Genomic DNA, 19,662 nt, shown 5'->3' with positions numbered 1-19,662 from the left:
CACAATTTCTCCCAGATGATCAATGATCAGATGCCATACTCAGGTTACTTACCCTAAAATAGGACATATCTAAATCACATGATGCTGAAAAGGGCAAGATGATGAAACCAATAACTAATCATGATCACTTAAGCAGAGTTAAGATAATAGGCTACAAATCTATCGAAAAATGTGATTTACAAATGGGGTGCCTGAATGTCCTCATCGGAGCCAATGGTGCCGGAAAATCCAATTTTATCAGCTTTTTCCACTTGATCGCCGTCATGCTTGATCATCGTTTACAATCTCTCGTTGGCAAAAAGGGGGGGACCCGATACCTTGTTGCATTTTGGACGTAAAAAAACGGAGTCCATGAATGCTGAACTTTATTTTGGTCACAATGGCTATAAATTTGGACTAGAGCCCACCAATGATAATCGTATGATGTTTCAACATGAATCACTCTTTTGTGACATCAAGGGCGATTACGATATTGGTGCCGGGCACTTTGAATCTCATGTTGATAAGCATCAGGCCAACGTTGGGGGTTATACTTTACCTACCATGCTCCGTTGGCGGGTATATCATTTTCATGATACAAGCGATAGTGCCAAAGTTAAACAAACCCATCGTATTAATGATAATGACTATTTACGGGATGATGGCGCTAATTTAGCCGCATTTTTATATCGTTTGCAAAAACATCATCACCTGCATTACAAACGGATTATTAAAACCATTCAAATGGTCGCTCCCTTTTTTGGTGATTTTTATTTACGCCCCACGCCGGATAATGTCGATTATATTCAACTTGAATGGACAGAAAAAGAACAGGATATTCCCTTTAAAGCCAGTGAGTTATCCGATGGTACTTTGCGCTTTATGCTATTGACGACGGTGTTGCTGCAACCCGAAAACTATATGCCTGGCTCAATTATTATTGATGAACCAGAGCTCGGACTTCACCCTTATGCCATCAACGTACTGGCTGGTCTAATTAAAAATGCCAGCAATAAACACCAACTGATTATTTCTACCCAATCAGTTGAGCTGGTTAATCAATTTGATGCTGACGATTTGATTGTTGTCGATAAACAACAAGGAACATCCACCTTTAACCGCCTGAATAATGAAACTCTTTCAGAATGGCTTGATGACAATGCGCCTATTGCCGCATTACAAGCCATAAAAGCTCAATTCGTTAACCCTGAAAATATCAATAACAGCCCACAAACTGCGCCATCCAAGCGTATTTTGGCAATAATTCCCAATTACCATAAGACATTGCATGGTCCACTTATCGCGGGTGATATTGGTTTGGATGTAATTTGCTCATAATGCCCACATTTCAATCAGTGGTTAAATAAGATAATGGCTCTTAAGGTAAAACCCTGAAAAATAGATTTCAAGTCCCTGAATAGGGAAACATAAACCAATCCGTCGAGACATAGCTAAAATATATCCCCCAAATCGTTGGGGGCATATTTTATCTAGAGTTGGTATTAAAATACACTATTTATAGCAAATGCTATGGCATCCAACAGGTCAGTCCCGTATGCATACAATTTTGCTGATAAGCATCCCAGAAACCCGCTGGGTAACGTTCAATATCACTTTCTAACACCATCGGTTTTCTCCATTCAAAATGACCGAAACCTGCTTTGTGAATCGCATTTTTATAAGTTTCACGATCCCAGCGATAGAAAGTTAATAGAATAGGGGGAGTGGTAATAAATTCCACTTGGTGAATGAAACCACCTTGCAGGGGTTCTTCGCTGAGAATATTCAAACCATAATTATGGCAATTGCCTTTTTCTAATTGATAATCTGGTGCAGCCATATAAGCGACTAATTTACCCGAAGGTTTAAGGTGATTAGCGACAGAACGAAACATACTTTCCAGTTCTTCAATGGATTTGGCATAATGAAATAAGAAAGTCGCGGTGATAATATCGAATTTTTCATTTAATTGCATATCAGACACATTTGCGACATGAAATTCAATGTTATCGCCGTATTCCGTTGATTTTTTCTTGGCCAGTGCGATCATTTTTTCAGAGATATCGACCCCAACGACTTTTGATGCACCACGGTGATATAATTCCCGACCAAAATAACCATAGCCACAGGCTAAATCCAGAACCGACTTTCCTTGGACATCACCGACCATATCAAATAAAGTGCGCACTTCGACTTTGCGTTGGGGGACAGAATTGTAGAAGTGTTCATAACCTTCCCCAATAGAATCATAATGTATCTCTTCTTGCATAATCATGGTTCCCTTATTAAGTATTAGGATAGCACTCACAGTCTGTTTATTTTTTCATTTGTTATCTTGCTGTCGTACAATAAAATATCAGTCACATATCCGATATAATTATTTTTATCATTAGATCATCTATTTGGTTATATATTAAATTCTGTGTTGTACTTTGTGTAAACACCATAATCTGTTTAACATGGATCTTCCTCTTTAGTGGGAAACCCTGAGGAAAATCCATGTTGGGTGGAGCGGTTACAATTATTTGCTGATGACCAGATCTTTTTCATGGTTGCCGACGGTTGATGCGACCGGAATATCGATTCTCCTCATATTGTTAATTACCCGAGTTGCTATATTTGCAACCACGACCAGGGCATTGGGTACCCATAACCGCCTGTGTGCAGGTGTTCCGACAAACCAAATACTTTCCTTTTCCTTAAAGTAGGGATGGCTGGCCGCCATTTCTGGCGAGATTGATACTGCGCATTCTGAACGATGTCCGTAAGCGTCAATCTCAAGTTGCCCGTTCTCGTCAATGACGAAATAAGGGCGGTGATAACCAACCGCAGTAACAACTGCATCAAACCGTTGATAATCCTGCCCTAAATTGACTAACCAAGCCCCTTTTTTTCCCTCCTCTACGACGACATTTAGAATGGCGCCTTGCTGAATGGTAAGAACATCACTATCCATATAGTGCAGGAGCTTTCGTGCATTGGGCAAAGCAATGGCGGTAATATATCGATGAAGCATTTTTTCAACGTTGGGATGAAACGTACCATCAAAATACGTTTTATCTGTTAGGTGTATTTCGTTAATGACATCCATAAAATTGACTGTGATATCTTGCCATTGGCTTTTTCCTTGCTCTGCAATCGATATTTCTTCACGAAGACGCTCTCGATAACTATTGGCATTAGAAAACTGTTCTCGCCAGGGTATTTTTGTGTACTTATTCAAGGTACGGCGAAAATATTTTAGATACGCATGCTTCAATGAATCAGGAAAAAAGTTTGTCGATTGATTTCCTTTATGGGTCATTATTGATGTCATGCTTTTATGCTCAAAGAAGGCGCCAGAGCTGCGCATAAATCGCGAACGAACAGCGGGAATATCTCCTGACGGCGATGTCATGGTGACATGATGGCCTTCACGGCAAAGCAGAATAGCCGCATCGATTGCTGAAAGTTTACTTCCGATAACCAATACCCGTGATTTCGTGGGTATTTTGGTTAACATACCTGTCTCTGGATAGGGACAGTGAATAAAAGTTGGATGAGCCAAGTGTGGTTTCAAAGCGTCAGGAATGCGAGAAGCGCCAAAACCTGTGCAGAAAATAACGTCAGTCACCTCCAGCGGTTTAGGTGCCAGGACATCACCGTACCAAAGCGTATAACGACGATGTGAGTTTACCTTCAATTGCCTAAATAAATGAGGCACATGAAAAACATCAATACCGGATTTACGAGCAATAGTGCTGAATTCTGAAAATCTTTCATTCAGATAGTTTCCTACCCATTGCCGTGGCACGAAAGATTCCGGTGTAACGGCATGACCATGTTCATGCAGGTAATCTAGAAAATCCAAAGGGTTATCTGATACGACTGACATCGTATCGACGGAGGTGTTGCAGAGTATATCGCCATCCAAATTGAAAAATGCCATGCCTGGACCAATAGGTCCAGGATCAACGATATAAATGACTTGTGCCGCACGGTGTTGTACTGCCGAGATGAATGTCGTCACTCCCGCCGCACCACCTCCTACAATTGCAAGACTTCTTTTTTGAAAAGACATCATTATTTCCCCTATATGTTAATAAGGAAGTTTTATCTATCTGCCTTAAAGTAGAAGGAATTTATTCGGCAATGGCTTCGACAATCGATACATAGCAACCTGTATCAATGACACGATTGAGTTTCAAGCCTGCACGAGTCAACAATTGTTGTAGCTCACCCCTTGTTCGCTCGCGTCCTCCTTCGTAGATCCCCATACAGAGGAGATCCATTTCCTTACCTGCGTGCGAAATGTTGCCATCAGGGATCACCGGGTCCATCACCAGCACCCGCCCATTAGGTGCCATAGCTTTCCGGCAGTTACGCAGAATGCTGATACATTGTTCGTCAGGCCAGTCGTGCATAATGTATTTGAGCAGGTAGATATCACCCTGAGGACATGATTCGAAAAAGTCGCCGGATGCAAGCTCCCACCGCGTATCATCACCCAGTGCCCCAAGTTCATGCCTGTCCAGTACGTGTTGTCTGTCGAAAAGGATACCGCGCAGCGTGGTATTATCCTGTAGCACCCTCAGTAACAGGCCGCCAAATCCGCCGGCCACGTCGACCACGGTTGCATTTTTCGGGAAGTCATAACTGTGCACCAGAAACAGATTTTCCACCTTTGACATTGAGGACATACCGACGTGAAAGTCATCAGCAGGCATACCTGTTTGCGCCCAATAATCAAAGAAAGGAAGGCCGTAGATGTGCTTGAAAGCTGGATTGCCGCGAACGCTTTCTACAACTTCACCGAGCGGTTGCCAAAATGTCTTGTCAGTCAGCATCAAGACTGCGGCTCGCAGGGAATTGTTGACGTCTGTGCGTAAGAATTCGGCTGCCGGTGTGAGTGCAAACCGTTTTTCTTCAATCTCGTGAAAGATGTTCCGCGTGGCAAGTAACCGCAGTACCCGGTGTAGCTGTTGTTCTTGAGCCCCGACGGCTTGGGCCAGCTCATACACGGTTTTTGATCCATCAATTAAATGGTCGGCGACACCAAGAACGGTAGCCGCACGAAGTGCAGCTTGATAGGTGTAACCCATTGTTTGATGAAGTAGGTGTAAAGCGGATGATGTATCGTTGGAAATAATTGCTGTGTCGTTATAATTGAGTGTGTTCATATCAATGCCCATTTGTTGTTAGTTAAAAAATAGAAAAATTTATTGTTATTTTAAGAATATTCTTAACCGAAAAAGAGTAGTTCTGACAACAACAAAAAATCTTATGTGCAAATATATTGTTATGGACATTGTTATTAAGGTGAAATTAATAAGATAGGTTATTTTCACGAGAAAATATTATTTTGGGGTGTTTCAGGAAAATACGACTTTGTTTGCTTAAATATTATAAATATTGTGCTCATTATATGAATCTGCGTAGTATTCAAATATAGGTGAGTCAATAATCGTAGTCTAAATTAATTAGTGTTATTTAATTTTCATTTGCAGGCATGAAAAAATAATCAAGAACGATTGAATTTATCTAACCGTTATATGCGGGATCTTCTTGGATAATTATTTTGTCGTATTATTTCCCTGATTTTTGAGGCTATTGATACAGATAAAAGCGTTGTAATTACGCCTTTGATTGAACTTTTATCAACCCACATTCAATGGGTTGATAATGTCATTATTTTGTGCCTAAAAAGCGATGAATTGCCCTGAGTACCGCTTCAGGTTTTTCTGCATGAACCCAATGCCCACAACCGGCGACAACCCATGCAGTCGCTTGTGGGAATTGGCTGATAATATTTTCACGATAAACTTCAGTAATATAATCTGAATTTCCGCCGCGAATAAACAGGGCGGGTTCATGCCATGCGGGAATCGTTTCCCAACCGATAATCTTTTCGTACTCTTTTTGCAAAACCGGCAGGTTAAATTTCCATTCCCCTTGACGGAACGATTTCAGCAGAAATTGAATCACGCCGTCTTCCCGAATATCCTGACGCATAATTTCTGTCGCGGCTTGCCGGGTTTGTACTCCAGATGCCGTGACGTTGTTCAGTGCGGCAAAAATGCGGTCATGGCGGCGAACGGGATAAGCGACGGGAGCCATATCAATCACGACGATTTTTTCAATCCGTTCTAGTGCCATTGCCGTCATAGTCATGGCGATTTTCCCCCCCATGGAATGCCCGATAATCACCGCCTTGGATACATTCAGCTCATCAAGGAGTTGCAGGACATCCTGTGCCATATCGCGGTAATCCATGTTTTCCATCCGTGGGGAAATACCGTGGTTACGCACATCGATTTGGATCACCGGATAATATTGCTGTAAATCGCGCCCCAAGATCCCCAGATTGTTTAAATCCCCAAAAAGCCCATGAATCAGGACAATGGGCGTTGATGATTGCGGATTTTCCGGTGTGTGGAAATGATAATTTAATTGACGATTTGACTTCATAATTTGCCTGAGTTTAATAGCGTTTATACCCTGTTTAATATTGAGATGCTTAATATCATGATACGTGAGCAGTGACAAACCCAGCGGAATGAAATAGTTGTAACTGTTTGATTTATTTTAAAGGAAAGTCACTTTTTTGCGGATTCTCAATTTTAAAAGGAATCACTTTAAGTTATTGAAAGTTTAATTGTTTTGTTTTGTGGCATTATATCTTATAATCGCAAGATAATTTTTTCATTAAGAACAGTACTGGATAGAAATGAAAACGATAGAAGTTGATGAAGACCTTTACCGCTTTATTGCAAGCCAAACTCTGCATATCGGTGAAAGTGCATCTGATATTTTACGGCGCATATTGAAGTTGGACGCCGGGCAGCCAGTACAAATCACAGAGCCTGCCAACGACCCTGCACCTGTTGTTAAGACCCCGGCTGCCCGTTCCCGTGATGCTGTCCGCGTTATTCGTGAATTATTGCTTTCTGATGAGTACGCTGAAAAGAAAAAATCGGTTGAGCGTTTTATGCTGACCCTGTCTACACTGTATAGCCTGAACAGCGAGAGTTTCACCAAAGCAACGGAATCGATGCACGGCCGTACTCGTACCTATTTCGCCGGTGATGAGCACACTTTATTAGCCAGCGGCAAGCAAACCAAGCCACGTCATATTCCCGGCACTCCTTTTTGGGTGATCACCAATACCAATACTGACCGTAAACGCAGCATGATTGAACATATCATGCAGGATATGAAGTTTCCGGCAAATTTGATTGAGAGAGTGTGTGGCACTATTTAATTTTAGTTAGTTGCCCTATCATCCAATCGCTTAATTTATTAGCACTGCACTGGCAATAAGCCGGTGCGCTCTCCCAGGAGAAATAATAAAGTGGCCATTCATCCAAGAGCCGGGCGGCTCGCCCAGCAGCATGACTTAATCAATGTTGCCCAGCTCACTTCACAGTATTACACCTTACAACCCCATTCTGAAAACCCAGCGCATAAGGTCAAGTTCGGGACTTCCGGCCATCGTGGCAGCGCTGGGCGCAACAGTTTTAATGAAGCCCATATTTTGGCCATTGCTCAGGCCATTGTGGAAGTGCGTTCGCAACAGGGGATCACCGGGCCATGTTATGTGGGTAAAGATACCCATGCGCTTTCAGAAGCGGCCTTTATCTCCGTATTGGAAGTGTTAACGGCGAATGGTGTGGATGTGGTTGTGCAGGAAAATAATGGGTTTACGCCAACGCCTGCCATTTCTTATGCCATCTTATGTCACAACCGTCAGGGAAAAAGTCTGGCCGATGGTATCGTGATCACGCCATCCCATAATCCGCCGGAAGACGGTGGCATTAAATATAATCCGCCTAATGGCGGGCCAGCCGATACCGATCTGACGGCAATCATTGAACAGCGTGCCAATGAATTACTGGCGGTTGGTCTCAATGGCATCAAGCGCTTGCCTTATGAACAGGCATTAAAGAGTGAATATTTGCATCCTCAGGATTTGATTGATCCTTATGTCACTGCGCTGGGTGACGTTGTCGACATGGCCGCGATCCAGCAAGCAGGCTTAAAGATTGGTATTGATCCATTAGGCGGTTCAGGGATTGCCTACTGGCAGCGGATTGGCGAATATTACCATCTCGATCTGACACTGGTTAATGATAAAGTCGATCAAACATTCCGTTTTATGACGCTGGATCATGACGGCGTGATCCGCATGGATTGCTCATCCCGTTGGGCTATGGCGGGGCTGCTGGAATTGCGGGGTAAATTTGATTTGGCCTTTGCCAATGATCCTGATTATGACCGTCATGGCATTATTACGCCGGCGGGTTTGATGAACCCTAACCATTATTTGGCAACGGCGGTTGATTACCTGTTCCGCCACCGTCCACAATGGCAGAAAAATATTGCCGTGGGCAAGACACTGGTTTCCAGCGCCATGATTGATCGTGTGGTCGCCGATCTGGGGCGTGAATTAGTGGAAGTTCCCGTCGGTTTTAAATGGTTTGTGGATGGATTGCATCAAGGCAGTCTGGGCTTTGGCGGAGAAGAGAGTGCGGGGGCTTCTTTCCTGCGTTTTGACGGCACGCCGTGGTCAACGGATAAAGACGGCATGATTCTTTGCCTGTTGGCGGCGGAAATGACCGCAGTGACGGGTGAGAATCCGCAGCAACGTTATGATAAATTGGCCGCCCGATTCGGTACGCCAAGCTATAGCCGCATTCAGGCTCCGGCGACGCATCAGCAAAAAGCCTTGCTGTCTAAACTGTCCCCGGAAATGGTTAAGGCTGATATCCTGGCCGGTGATCCGATTACCGCTCGTCTGACAACCGCATCGGGCAATGGGGCTTCCATTGGTGGCTTGAAAGTCATGAGTGACAACGGTTGGTTTGCTGCCCGTCCTTCTGGTACAGAAGAAGCCTATAAAATTTATTGTGAAAGTTTCCTCGGTGCCGAGCATCGTGAAAAAATTGAGCAAGAAGCGCAGGAAATCGTTAATCAGGTATTTGCTGCGGGTTGATTAGGCGGTGAAAAAACAAGAGCCGTAGCAATTGCTGCGGCTTTTTGCTTTACCCCAAAGCGACCATCAACGCCCCGATGGTAATGAGTGCGACGCCTGCGGCAGCTATCAGCGAAATTTTCTCCCCAAACAGGATCACCGCCAGAATGACCGCAAATACCACGCTGAGTTTATCGATAGGCGCCACTTGGGAAACTTTGCCATGTTTGATCGCCAGAAAATAGAATAACCAAGAAAGCGCGCCGGCTATTCCGCTTAACAGGATAAACAGCAGCGCCTTGCGATTGGCCATAATCTCACTGATAAGATTCAATTTTCCCTGCACAATGACCACGCCGACCAAAAACAGCGCCATAATGACCGCCCGAATGGCCGTTGCCGTATTGGCATCTAAATTTTGCAAGCCAATTTTGCCAAAAATAGCCGCCAGTGCCGCGGTTAGCGCGGAGAGTAAGGCATAAATCAGCCATGTACTCATATTCAATTCATCCTATGCTTGATATTACCGTGTTGTCTCAGAGGAGTGAATCATAGGCTAATTTTGTTGATATGTGAAAACCCAATAAATAAAAGATTGCCCAAGGTGCAGATAAAATCACTCATCCTTTATCTTACTCCCTATATTTATAAATAAAGGATGAGGTGGGTGGCTTAATAGCGTGTTTAAATAGATTTTCATAATAGTGATACAGGCAAATCTTCCCTTTGGGAACGTTATTTAATGTAATCTTTCTATTAACAAGGTTTGGCGATGAAATCTGACTTTTGGAGGAAGATTTATCTTATTTTAATAAGCAGTCTATTTATTTTATTGCTCACACAGTGCGTTCCAAATAATTGTGTTCAAAATAAAAGTGACTTGTCGCAAACTCAGGAGAAACCAATGGTACATGGTTTGAAGCATAGCTTGAAGCATGATTTGAAACCAATATCAGACAGTGAACAAATCTATTGTTGTCGTATTGGAAATGCTAATTCTGAGCCAGAAATTTCTCAGGCTTCCGCGCACTGGGTTGATAAACAAACGTTATTGTGGTCAGGTGGCACAGGTAAACCGATTGTTCGTTTATATTATAAAAAAAACAAAAAGATAAAGTTAAATGATCGCGGTTATTTTACGGATCATTACCTGACACTCAGACCGACAACTTTAAACCAAGAAACAGCAAAAAAATTCCCTCATTTTGCAAAATGGGCCGCATTCCGTCTGCCTGATAATGTGGATATTGATCCGTTGTTGATGGGGGATTTGGTCGCTTTGGCGGCGAATGAACACGGTGTATTACTCTCGGCAACCCAAGTACAAACCGCGGGTGTGTTGGATGATCGTTTCGCTGAGGCTGCTGGTAAGTTGGACTATGGAGCACGGATAAATGACAAAGGCGTGGTTTTCCGTTTATGGGCACCGACTGCCCAAGAGGTTGGTCTGGTTATTTATAATCAAGATAAGCAGATGATGACCAGCCATACCATGCAGCGTGATGCAGCAAGTGGTTCCTGGTCATGGCAAGGTGGCAAAGCGTTGATTGGCGCTTATTATCGCTACGCCTTAAAGGTTTACCATCCCTATTCCCGCAATGTGGAACGCTACGAGGTTACCGATCCTTATTCTTATAGCCTGTCGACGAATTCAGAATATAGTCAGGTCGTCAATTTGGATGATACCTCACTGAAACCGCAAAATTGGGATAACCTGCTGACGCCGCACCCACAAAATACACCAACGGATATTGCCCGCATGACCATTTATGAAGCGCATATCCGTGATCTTTCCGTTGCAGACAGCACAATACCGGAAGTCTGGCGTGGTAAGTATCTGGCACTGACTGACAATAACAGTGATATGTTCAGGCATCTTAAGGCCTTGAGTCGGGCGGGAATGACCCATATGGAGTTATTACCGGTGTTTGATATCACTTCCGTGAATGAATTTAGCCATCAGGTGGCTGATCTTGAACACCCTTTCAGTCGCCTGTGTCAAATCAATCCAGAGGTGAAAAATAGCCGTTTTGCCGATTATTGCCGTAGCACATTGACTGTGCGGGAGGTTTTGCAGCAATTGCTGCGTGATGACAATATCAATAATCCGCAAGTACAAGAATTAAATACATTGGTGGCAAAAACGGATTCTTATAATTGGGGTTACGATCCGTTTCATTACTCCGTACCGGAAGGATCTTATGCCACTGATCCAGAAGGTGCCAGTCGCATAAAAGAGTTTCGCGCCATGATACAGGCTATCAAACAGCAATTAGGCATGAATGTGATCATGGATGTTGTCTACAACCATACCGACGCGGCAGGTCCTACATCTCGGACATCGGTGTTGGATAAAATTGTACCTTGGTATTACCACCGTTTGGATGAAATAACAGGCAGTATTGAAAATAATACCTGTTGTGCTGATACGGCGCCTGAACGTCGTATGTTTGCCAAACTGATTGAAGACTCACTGGTGACTTGGGTTAAAGATTATAAGATTGATGCCTTTCGGTTTGATTTAATGGGATATCACCCCAAAGCGCAAATGATATCGGCACTCGAAAAAGTGCGCGCCATTAACCCATCAGTCTACTTTTTTGGCGAGGGCTGGAATTCCGGGCAGGATGATCGATTCGAAACCGCGTCGCAAATCAATCTTAAGGGAACAGGCATTGGGACTTTCTCTGACAGGCTGCGGGATGCAGTACGTGGCGGTGGTCCATTTGACGTTGCTGACCGTATTCGCAGTCAGCAGGGGATAGGTAATGGGGCTGAAATATTACCTAATGAGATCGCCAAATTAGATGCAGATTACGTTCGTCATTTATGGGATCTGGTGCGCCTTGGCATGGCGGGTAATCTGGCTGATTTTGTCATGATTGATAAAGATGGCGCAGTGAAAACCGGCAGAGAAATTGATTATAAGGGGGTTGCTGCGGGTTATGCGTTAGATCCTATTGAAGCACTGAATTATGTCTCTAAGCATGATAATCAAACATTGTGGGACATTATTAGTTATAAAGCTGCCCATGAAGCCTCCCTGATGACAAGAGTGCGTATGCAGGCGATCTCGCTTTCTACGGTATTTCTGGGGCAAGGATTGGCTTTTGATCAACAGGGTTCAGAGTTATTGCGCTCAAAATCATTTACCCGTGATTCTTATGATGCCGGCGATTGGTTTAATCGGGTTAGTTATGATTACAAAGACAATAATTATGATGTGGGATTACCCGAACGTGAGAACGATGGCAAGAATTATCCCTTGATTGATCGGGTGAAAAATCGGGTAAAAAAACCAGGTCAAAATGAATTATTACAGATGGTGGCATTTTATCAGGAGCTATTGCGGTTACGTCAATTTTCACCCTTGATGACGCTTGGCGATGGTGCGGCTGTCAGGCAACGTGTCGATTTTGTGAATGTTGGCCCTCATCAGCAAATGGGCTTACTGGTCATGACGATTGATGACGGCAATCTGACTTCGCGTGATCGTGATTGGCGGTTTGATGGCTTGGTGGTTGTGATTAATGCCGCGCCTTGGTCTGTGACTGTCAAAGATATTAATGCCAAGGGTTTGCAATTAAATGATATTCAACGTGAATTAGGCGAGGCGTCTTTGGCGGCGGGAATACGCATAACAGAAAATGGAGAGGTAATCATGCCTGCATGGTCGGCAGCCGTACTGGTTCTGCCACAACACGGGATACGTGGGACAGGTTTGCCGGTGCGCAGGAAATAACGCAATCAGGCACCTTGCCTGATTGCCGTGGGGCTTACTGTTTTGGAATCTCCTTGGGAACCATATCAAGCAGGTTATTGACCTGTTGCGAAGTACTGAGGATCTGCTGGCGAATTTGGTTAACTTGTTGAGTATGAGGTGAATTTTCTGCGGATAAATCTAACATCAGCATTTCAGTTTGTCCGAATAGTACGGTTAACGGGGTCAGTAAGTCGTGAGATAGTGCTGCCAGCAATGAGTTACGCAGTTGCTCCCGCTCAATTTCCAGTTTGGCGGATTCTGCGGAGCGGGCAAGGTATAAGCGTTCCAGTGCGTTGGCGATCAGTCCCGTGAAGATTTGTAATAACCGTTGTTGTTCCGGCACCAGTAATTGATGCTGATTAGGGGATTCAATGGCAAGAACGGCAAAAACCTGTGAGGGGTTAGCGATAGGTAATAACTGATAAGGGACGCCTGGTAATGTATCAGTACCCGCTCCGGCAGGTTGTTTTTTCTCAAAACACCACTTAGCTATCGCATTATCAATTTGCATCTGACCACCGTTATGGGATCGCACTTGGTGTAAATGGTGGTTGCTATCTGGTAGTAACAACCCCGTTTTTGCCTGAAAACTATTGGACAGAAAGTGATAGCTAATACGGGCTACATCTTCTTCATTTAGGGCCTTACTGAGTTCACGGGTGATTTCGTACAGGTGTCGTGTCCGTTGTTCGCGATAACGGGCTACTCTGGCTTGATAGCGTATACCAGCGGTGAGGTTTCCGACAACGGCCCCGACAATCAGCATAACGGTCAGTGTGAGCAGATACTGCATGTTTTTGACTTCCAACGACCAGTGTGGTTGGACGAAAAAAATGTCAAAACTGATAACATTGACGAAAGCAGCAAAGACAGATGGCCAACGACCATAAAACAGCGCGATAATGACCACGCCGAGCAGGTAAATTGCCACCAAATTGGCTTGATCAAGGGTCAGTAAGAATGTTCGGGAAAAGAGGGTAATCAGGGCACAGAGCACAATGGCCATCAAAAAGCCCTGAATCGAGATCCGCCATTTATCATTGAATGTTCGGTTATCTTTTGGTTCTTTGTCCCCACGTTTTTTATCTTCCAACGCAACAATAATCAAATCCAAATCAGGACCGAGTTTCCCCAGTCGTTCTGAAAAATCACGATGCCATTTGAAGCCAAAGAAATTGGTATGTGAGTTGTAATAGCGGCCAATCAGGATTTTCCCCAGATTATGCTCTCTGGCGTAGCGCAGGATGGCTTTTTCTTCATGAGAATCGGAGAGGGTTGCAGTTTCTGCACCGAGATCTTGCGCCAGCTTCAAGGCTTGTAAGATGGTGCGACGTTTGTTTTTTGGTAATCGGTGTAGTTTGGGGGTTTCAACGTAAACGGCGTGCCAGACACAATCGAGTTTTGCTGCCAGACGAGCGGCTTTCCTAATCAGCTTTTCATTGCCTGCATTGTAGCCAATACACAATAGTAGATTTTCTCGCGTATGCCATACGGGTTCTCTTCCCTGAGTATCACGAAAGGCGCGCATTTGATCATCTACACGATCGGCCGTGCGGCGCAATGCCAATTCACGCAGGGCAATCAGATTCCCTTTGCGGAAAAAATGTTCAATGGCACGTTCGGCCTGACCTGAAATGTAAACCTTGCCATCATTGAGTCGCTGACGCAGATCATCAGGCGGAAGATCGACCAGAACAACATCATCAGCCTGATCGAAGATATGATCGGGAATCGTTTCCCGAACGCGAATGCCGGTAATACCGCCGACAACATCATTCAGGCTTTCCAAATGCTGCACATTGATGGTAGTCAGCACATCAATGCCAGCTTCCAGTAGTTCTTCGACATCCTGCCAACGTTTTGGGTGGCGGCAGCCTTTGGGATTACTGAATGCCAGCTCGTCCATTAGAATAATGGCCGGATGGCGGGCAAGGGCAGCATCAATGTCAAAAGCTGCTATCCTGCGTTCATGATAGTGGAAATATTTGGGGGGTAATTGAGGCAAGCCTTGCAGTAGAGCTGCCGTTTCTTGCCGTTCATGGGTCTCGACAACGCCGACAATGACGTCTAACCCTTGTGCCAGTAACCGTTGAGCTTCTTGCAGCATGGCATAAGTTTTACCGACACCGGCACAAGCGCCGAAAAATATTTTTAGTTTGCCACGTGGCTTTTTGTTTGCCAGTGTCAGTAAGTCATCAGGATCAGGGCGCTGGGGTTCATTCTGTGCCATATCTTATTCTGCCTTTTGGTTTGCCTTTTGGGTCCAGGTTATCCAACGCCAGATTCAGTTCCAGTACGTTAACTATCGGTTTCCCCATATATTTCAGCAGGGGATACTGAATGTGTTGCTGAATCAGTTTATCAACCACGTCAAGTGGCAAGTAACGGGCTATCGCCACACGTTGTGCCTGAAATTCAGCCGCTTCCGGGGATATATGAGGATCAAGCCCGCTACCCGATGCCATGATTAAATCAACGGGGATCGGAACATTGCCGGAATGATTAAATGAACGCACTTGGATTATGTTTTGCTGTATTTTGCTGTCCAGTGCCGGGTTGGTCACAGCGAGATTACTGCCTCCCGATGACAACGCGTTATAGGGTTTTTCGGCCGTCATGGAAGGCCGTCCATGAAAATAGACGGGGTTGGTAAAATTTTGCCCTATTAATTCAGAGCCAACCCATTTGCCATCTTGCTTGATTAGCGATCCCCCTGCTTGGTGGGGAAATAACAATCCTGCGACTCCCGTCACTAGTAATGGATAGGCAATCCCCGTGATTAGGCTAAGAAATACCAGCAAAACAATGGAAGAACGTAACCAAATCATTTTTCATCACCTTTATTTGTATGCCCTGATTATTTAAAGATTGTCAGTTAAACATGAAGACCGTGAGCAAGATGTCAATAAGTTTGATGCCGACAAATGGCACCAGCAGGCCACCAAGGCCATATAGCCATAGATTTCGGCGCAAGAGTGACAGTGCGTTCATGGGACGGTAACTGACGCCTTTTAAGGCTAAGGGTAGTAAGAAAATTATGATTATCGCGTTGAAGATAACCGCAGACAGTACCGCAGATTCTGGCGAATGAAGGCGCATGATGTTCAACGCATTAAGTTGTGGGTATGTGACCGAAAAAGCAGCGGGAATGATGGCAAAATATTTAGCAATATCATTGGCAATGCTAAAAGTAGTCAAAGCACCGCGGGTCATTAACATTTGCTTACCGATATGGACAACTTCGATCAATTTGGTGGGGTTGGAATCCAAATCGACCATATTACCGGCCTCTTTTGCGGCTTGTGTGCCTGAATTCATGGCAACGGCAACATCGGCTTGTGCCAGCGCGGGTGCATCGTTGGTACCATCTCCCGTCATGGCAACCAGACGCCCTTCGGACTGATATTGGCGGATCAGGGCAAGTTTCGCTTCGGGAGTGGCTTCTGCCAAAAAATCATCAACGCCGGCTTCGGCTGCAATGGCGGCGGCAGTGAGATGATTGTCCCCCGTGATCATGACGGTTTTGATCCCCATTTTACGCATTTCACTGAAGCGTTCTTTAATCCCACCTTTCACAATATCTTTCAAGGCGACGACGCCCAAGACCTGCTGGTTCTCAGCAACAACCAACGGTGTTTCCCCTTTGTGCGCCACTTTTTGTACCAATTGGTCAATCATTTCCGGGAATTGACTGTGATTAGCTTCAATATGACGGCGAATAGCATCGACAGCGCCTTTGCGGATCATGCGATGACCAATATTGACCCCGCTCATGCGGGTCATGGCAGAGAAGGGAACAAATGTCGCTTTTAATTCCCGCAGATCACGTTCACGCATATTGAAACGTTTTTTTGCCAGGATCACGATGCTGCGCCCTTCCGGTGTTTCATCGGCAAGGGAAGAGAGTTGCGCCGCATCAGCTAACTGTCGTTCTGTTACGCTTGGTGCGGGTAAAAATTGGGATGCCTGACGATTTCCGAGCGTGATAGTCCCTGTTTTATCAAGTAACAAGACATCCACATCTCCGGCGGCTTCAATAGCTCGTCCGCTGGTGGCAATAACATTAGCTCCCAACATACGGCTCATACCCGCAACACCGATAGCTGACAGTAAACCGCCAATCGTGGTGGGGATCAGGCAAACCAGTAAGGCAATCAATACTGTCAGGGTAATCGGGGCGCCGGATTGATTGGCTTGGACACTGAACAAGGAGAAAGGCAGCAGGCTGACACAGACCAGCAGGAAAATAATGGTCAGCGCCGTGAGCAAAATGGTAAGGGCGATTTCATTAGGGGTCTTACGTCGTTTAGCCCCTTCAACCATTGAAATCATTCTGTCTAAAAAGGTTTCTCCCGGATTGACGGTGCATTCGACGATTAACCAATCCGATAAAACGCGCGTACCACCCGTAACAGAGGAGAAATCGCCGCCGGATTCACGGATAACAGGCGCAGATTCTCCGGTAATCGCGCTTTCATCAACGGACGCCCCGCCTTCAAGGACTTCACCATCGCAAGGAATAATTTCTCCCGCCTCCACCAGCACAATATCGCCTTTGCGCAACGTGTCTGACGTGATTTTTTCTTTTGCCGATTCGCGGTCGGGTGATGCCAGTTTGGTCGCCCAACTGGTTTTTTTGACACCTTTCAAGCTGGATGCCTGGGCTTTGCTACGTCCTTCAGCCAAGGCTTCTGCAAAGTTGGCAAACAGGACAGTAAACCATAACCAGAGAGTAATAGCCCCGGTAAATAGGGCGTTACCGGTAAATAGCGCGTTGCCCGTTAATTGTCCCACTAAGATAGCAATCCATAATGCGGTGGTCAGGCAACTTCCCACATAAACCACAAACATAACGGGATTACGCCATTGGCGGGCCGGATGACATTTTTTTAACGAATCGATAAGTGCATGGCGAATTAAAGTCGGCTCAAATAATACTTGTTGTCTGTTTTTCATGCGTTACCTCACTCTCTCAACCTGACATTCTCACGGCCAATTCTCACAGTCAAAATTGTAAGTGTTCTGCAATAGGGCCAAGCGCCAGTGCAGGAATAAACGTGAGAGCCCCAATCAGTAAAATGACCAGAATTAGTAGTCCAATGAAGAGGGAACCGTGAGTCGGTAAGGTGCCACTGCTGATAGGCTGGCGTTTTTTGTTAACCATGGAACCCGCGATGGCCAGAACAGGCAGAATGACGCCAAAGCGCCCAAGAAACATGATGATCCCTAACACGAGGTTGTAAAAGACATTGTTGGCATTGAGTCCGGCAAAGGCGCTTCCGTTGTTATTGGCAGCGGATGAAAAAGCATAAAGGACTTCAGTGAAGCCGTGAGCGCCGGGATTGGCAATAGCGCTGCGACCGATGTCGGTTGAAATCGCCAGAGCGGTGCCTAATAAAACCAGCGAAGGCGTGGCTAAGATCGCTAATGCGACCATTTTCATATCATAAACATCAATTTTTTTGCCTAAGTATTCGGGGGCGCGACCAATCATCAAGCCTGCGATAAATACAGCAAGCAGAACGAACAGTAACAGGCCATAAAGACCAGAACCTACCCCACCGAAGATGACTTCACCAATCTGCATCAACCAGAGCAGTATCATGCCACCCAGCGCGGTAAAGGAATCGTGCATGGCATTGACGGCACCACAGGAAGCGGCTGTTGTCACCACCCCATAGAGAGAAGAGGCAAGGATACCAAAGCGGGATTCTTTGCCTTCCATATTGAAGTGCTCACTAATATTGGCATTTATGAGATGGGCATTACCGGCGGTTTCGGCATACATCACCACGCTGGTGGCAATAATGAAAACGATGCTTATCGTCCAGAGCAGAGCATATCCCTGGCGATTGTCTCCAACAACCAGACCGAATGCGAAACATAAGGCACAGGGGATCAAGAAAATCGCCAGAACTTGGACAAAGTTACTGAGTGAAGTTGGGTTCTCAAACGGATGGGCTGAATTTGCCGCAAAAAATCCGCCGCCATTGGTTCCCAACAGTTTTATGGCCTCTTGAGAAGCAACCGGCCCCATAGGCAGCCATTGCTGTTGTCCCTCAAGAGAGTGGATGAGGACATAGGAAGAAAAGTTTTGGATAACGCCTTGACTGACAAAGAATAAGGCAATAATGATCGCAAGCGGGAGCAAGAGATATAAAGTGATACGTGTGATGTCGATCCACGCATTTCCCACGGTTTTCATGCCTTGGCGTGAAAACGCCCGCATTAAGGCGAAAGCCACAGCAATTCCAGTTGCCGCAGACAGAAAATTCTGTACGGTCAATCCAGCCATTTGGCTTAAGTAACTGAGGGTATTTTCTCCACTATAGGCTTGCCAATTGGTATTGGTGACAAAACTGATTGCAGTATTAAGTGCCAAATCCCATTTCAGGCCGGCAAAATGTTGTGGATTCAATGGCAAATGGTCTTGGCTTACCAGCAGCGTAAACAGGAGCAATAGCCCAGCGATATTGAATATGCAGATGGCGAGAGCATACTGCCACCAGTTCATTTCTTTGATATTGCTGCCAGGTTTTTGCAAGCCACAACAACGCCACAGGATGGTTTCCGTTTTTGTCAGCCAGCGGGGCAATTCTCCTTCGACAAGTCTGGCGATCAGGTTGCCAAGCGGTTTGCTCAATAGAAACAGTATGAGCAGAAAACTGGTAATCAGTAAAAAAGCGGATACTGCCATTTAGAAATCCTCCGCATTCAATAACGCATAAATGAGATAGCCCAGTAATAGCGTCACCAGAAAAATGCCAAGGATGAGGAAGATATTCATGGTGTACTCTCCTTGCTTATTTCTTGCAGAAATAGTCAGTTACAGCATAGGAATGACCATACAAAGAAGTTATTAAAAGCGTTCCTGAAAGCGTAAAAAAGTATAAATGATCTGCGGAATTTATCGACAAAGTATCATATGGCAAGTGTATACCCGATAAACTTCAAGTTGCAGCTCGCAAAA

The 19,662-nt window shown here is 45.1% G+C and carries 13 protein-coding genes and 3 pseudogenes; 6 read left to right on the top strand and 10 right to left on the bottom strand.

Annotated elements, in window-relative coordinates; all coding sequences use genetic code 11:
• Window positions 1–236 precede the first annotated feature (236 nt).
• The 3 genes and pseudogenes from PSI15_RS18525 to PSI15_RS18515 form a co-directional block, all read left to right on the top strand.
• On the top strand, window positions 237–338 hold the full coding sequence (locus PSI15_RS18525) for a hypothetical protein (RefSeq protein ID WP_443256055.1): 102 nt from the start codon (window positions 237–239) through the stop codon (window positions 336–338).
• A 13-nt stretch (window positions 339–351) separates the two neighbouring features.
• Window positions 352–978: pseudogene (locus tag PSI15_RS18520) on the top strand (AAA family ATPase); the annotation flags it as partial.
• A 132-nt stretch (window positions 979–1,110) separates the two neighbouring features.
• A pseudogene (locus PSI15_RS18515) lies at window positions 1,111–1,317 on the top strand (DUF4276 family protein); the annotation flags it as partial.
• A gap of 190 nt (window positions 1,318–1,507) precedes the next feature.
• Here PSI15_RS18515 and PSI15_RS00865 read toward each other — a convergent pair.
• From PSI15_RS00865 to ybfF, 4 genes are all read right to left on the bottom strand, one after another.
• A complete protein-coding gene (locus PSI15_RS00865; protein ID WP_273581896.1) occupies window positions 1,508–2,248 on the bottom strand; it encodes a class I SAM-dependent methyltransferase in 741 nt (246 codons plus the stop codon).
• 252 nt (window positions 2,249–2,500) lie between these two features.
• The gene (locus PSI15_RS00860) at window positions 2,501–4,039 is read right to left on the bottom strand and encodes an FAD/NAD(P)-binding protein (RefSeq protein WP_273581952.1); all 1,539 of its coding nucleotides are present in this window, start codon (window positions 4,037–4,039) and stop codon (window positions 2,501–2,503) included.
• 61 nt (window positions 4,040–4,100) lie between these two features.
• Window positions 4,101–5,138: a methyltransferase gene (locus PSI15_RS00855; RefSeq protein ID WP_045969612.1), complete on the bottom strand. Its 1,038-nt coding sequence runs from the start codon at window positions 5,136–5,138 to the stop codon at window positions 4,101–4,103.
• Window positions 5,139–5,646: 508 nt separating this feature from the next.
• Complete coding sequence (ybfF, locus tag PSI15_RS00850) at window positions 5,647–6,426, bottom strand: esterase (RefSeq protein ID WP_273581895.1); 780 nt, start codon at window positions 6,424–6,426, stop codon at window positions 5,647–5,649.
• A 259-nt stretch (window positions 6,427–6,685) separates the two neighbouring features.
• Here ybfF and seqA point away from each other — a divergent pair, with 259 nt between their 5' ends.
• Together seqA and pgm are read left to right on the top strand one after the other, a co-directional pair.
• The gene (gene seqA / locus PSI15_RS00845; RefSeq protein WP_045969617.1) at window positions 6,686–7,219 is read left to right on the top strand and encodes a replication initiation negative regulator SeqA; all 534 of its coding nucleotides are present in this window, start codon (window positions 6,686–6,688) and stop codon (window positions 7,217–7,219) included.
• A gap of 90 nt (window positions 7,220–7,309) precedes the next feature.
• Window positions 7,310–8,950 (top strand): phosphoglucomutase (alpha-D-glucose-1,6-bisphosphate-dependent), encoded by a 1,641-nt coding sequence (gene pgm / locus PSI15_RS00840; protein ID WP_273581894.1) that lies wholly within the window; start codon window positions 7,310–7,312, stop codon window positions 8,948–8,950.
• Window positions 8,951–8,999: 49 nt separating this feature from the next.
• On the opposite strand, the gene PSI15_RS00835 is transcribed toward pgm, so the two are convergent.
• The gene (locus PSI15_RS00835) at window positions 9,000–9,428 is read right to left on the bottom strand and encodes an EamA family transporter (RefSeq protein WP_273581893.1); all 429 of its coding nucleotides are present in this window, start codon (window positions 9,426–9,428) and stop codon (window positions 9,000–9,002) included.
• A gap of 405 nt (window positions 9,429–9,833) precedes the next feature.
• Between PSI15_RS00835 and pulA the strand changes: the two genes are divergently transcribed.
• On the top strand, window positions 9,834–12,671 hold the full coding sequence (gene pulA / locus PSI15_RS00830; protein ID WP_273581892.1) for a pullulanase-type alpha-1,6-glucosidase: 2,838 nt from the start codon (window positions 9,834–9,836) through the stop codon (window positions 12,669–12,671).
• A 61-nt stretch (window positions 12,672–12,732) separates the two neighbouring features.
• Here the strand turns inward: pulA and kdpD are convergent.
• The 5 genes and pseudogenes from kdpD to kdpF all read right to left on the bottom strand — a co-directional run.
• Window positions 12,733–14,922 (bottom strand): annotated as a pseudogene (kdpD, locus tag PSI15_RS00825) (two-component system sensor histidine kinase KdpD); the annotation flags it as partial.
• Window positions 14,909–15,520 (bottom strand): potassium-transporting ATPase subunit KdpC, encoded by a 612-nt coding sequence (gene kdpC, locus PSI15_RS00820; RefSeq protein WP_273581891.1) that lies wholly within the window; start codon window positions 15,518–15,520, stop codon window positions 14,909–14,911. The pseudogene kdpD and the gene kdpC, both read right to left, overlap by 14 nt.
• A gap of 43 nt (window positions 15,521–15,563) precedes the next feature.
• On the bottom strand, window positions 15,564–17,648 hold the full coding sequence (gene kdpB / locus PSI15_RS00815) for a potassium-transporting ATPase subunit KdpB (RefSeq protein ID WP_273581890.1): 2,085 nt from the start codon (window positions 17,646–17,648) through the stop codon (window positions 15,564–15,566).
• Window positions 17,649–17,697: 49 nt separating this feature from the next.
• Window positions 17,698–19,389, bottom strand: coding sequence for a potassium-transporting ATPase subunit KdpA (gene kdpA, locus PSI15_RS00810; RefSeq protein ID WP_273581889.1), 1,692 nt, complete (start codon window positions 19,387–19,389; stop codon window positions 17,698–17,700).
• Window positions 19,390–19,479, bottom strand: a complete 90-nt coding sequence (gene kdpF / locus PSI15_RS00805) for a K(+)-transporting ATPase subunit F (RefSeq protein ID WP_065814091.1) — start codon at window positions 19,477–19,479, stop codon at window positions 19,390–19,392.
• Window positions 19,480–19,662 lie beyond the last annotated feature (183 nt).

The sequence above is a fragment of the Xenorhabdus sp. PR6a genome, assembly GCF_028599065.1.
Classification (GTDB): domain Bacteria; phylum Pseudomonadota; class Gammaproteobacteria; order Enterobacterales; family Enterobacteriaceae; genus Xenorhabdus; species Xenorhabdus doucetiae.
The sequence above is the reverse complement of the archived record's forward strand: the minus strand, read 5'-3'. Positions and strand labels throughout refer to the sequence as shown.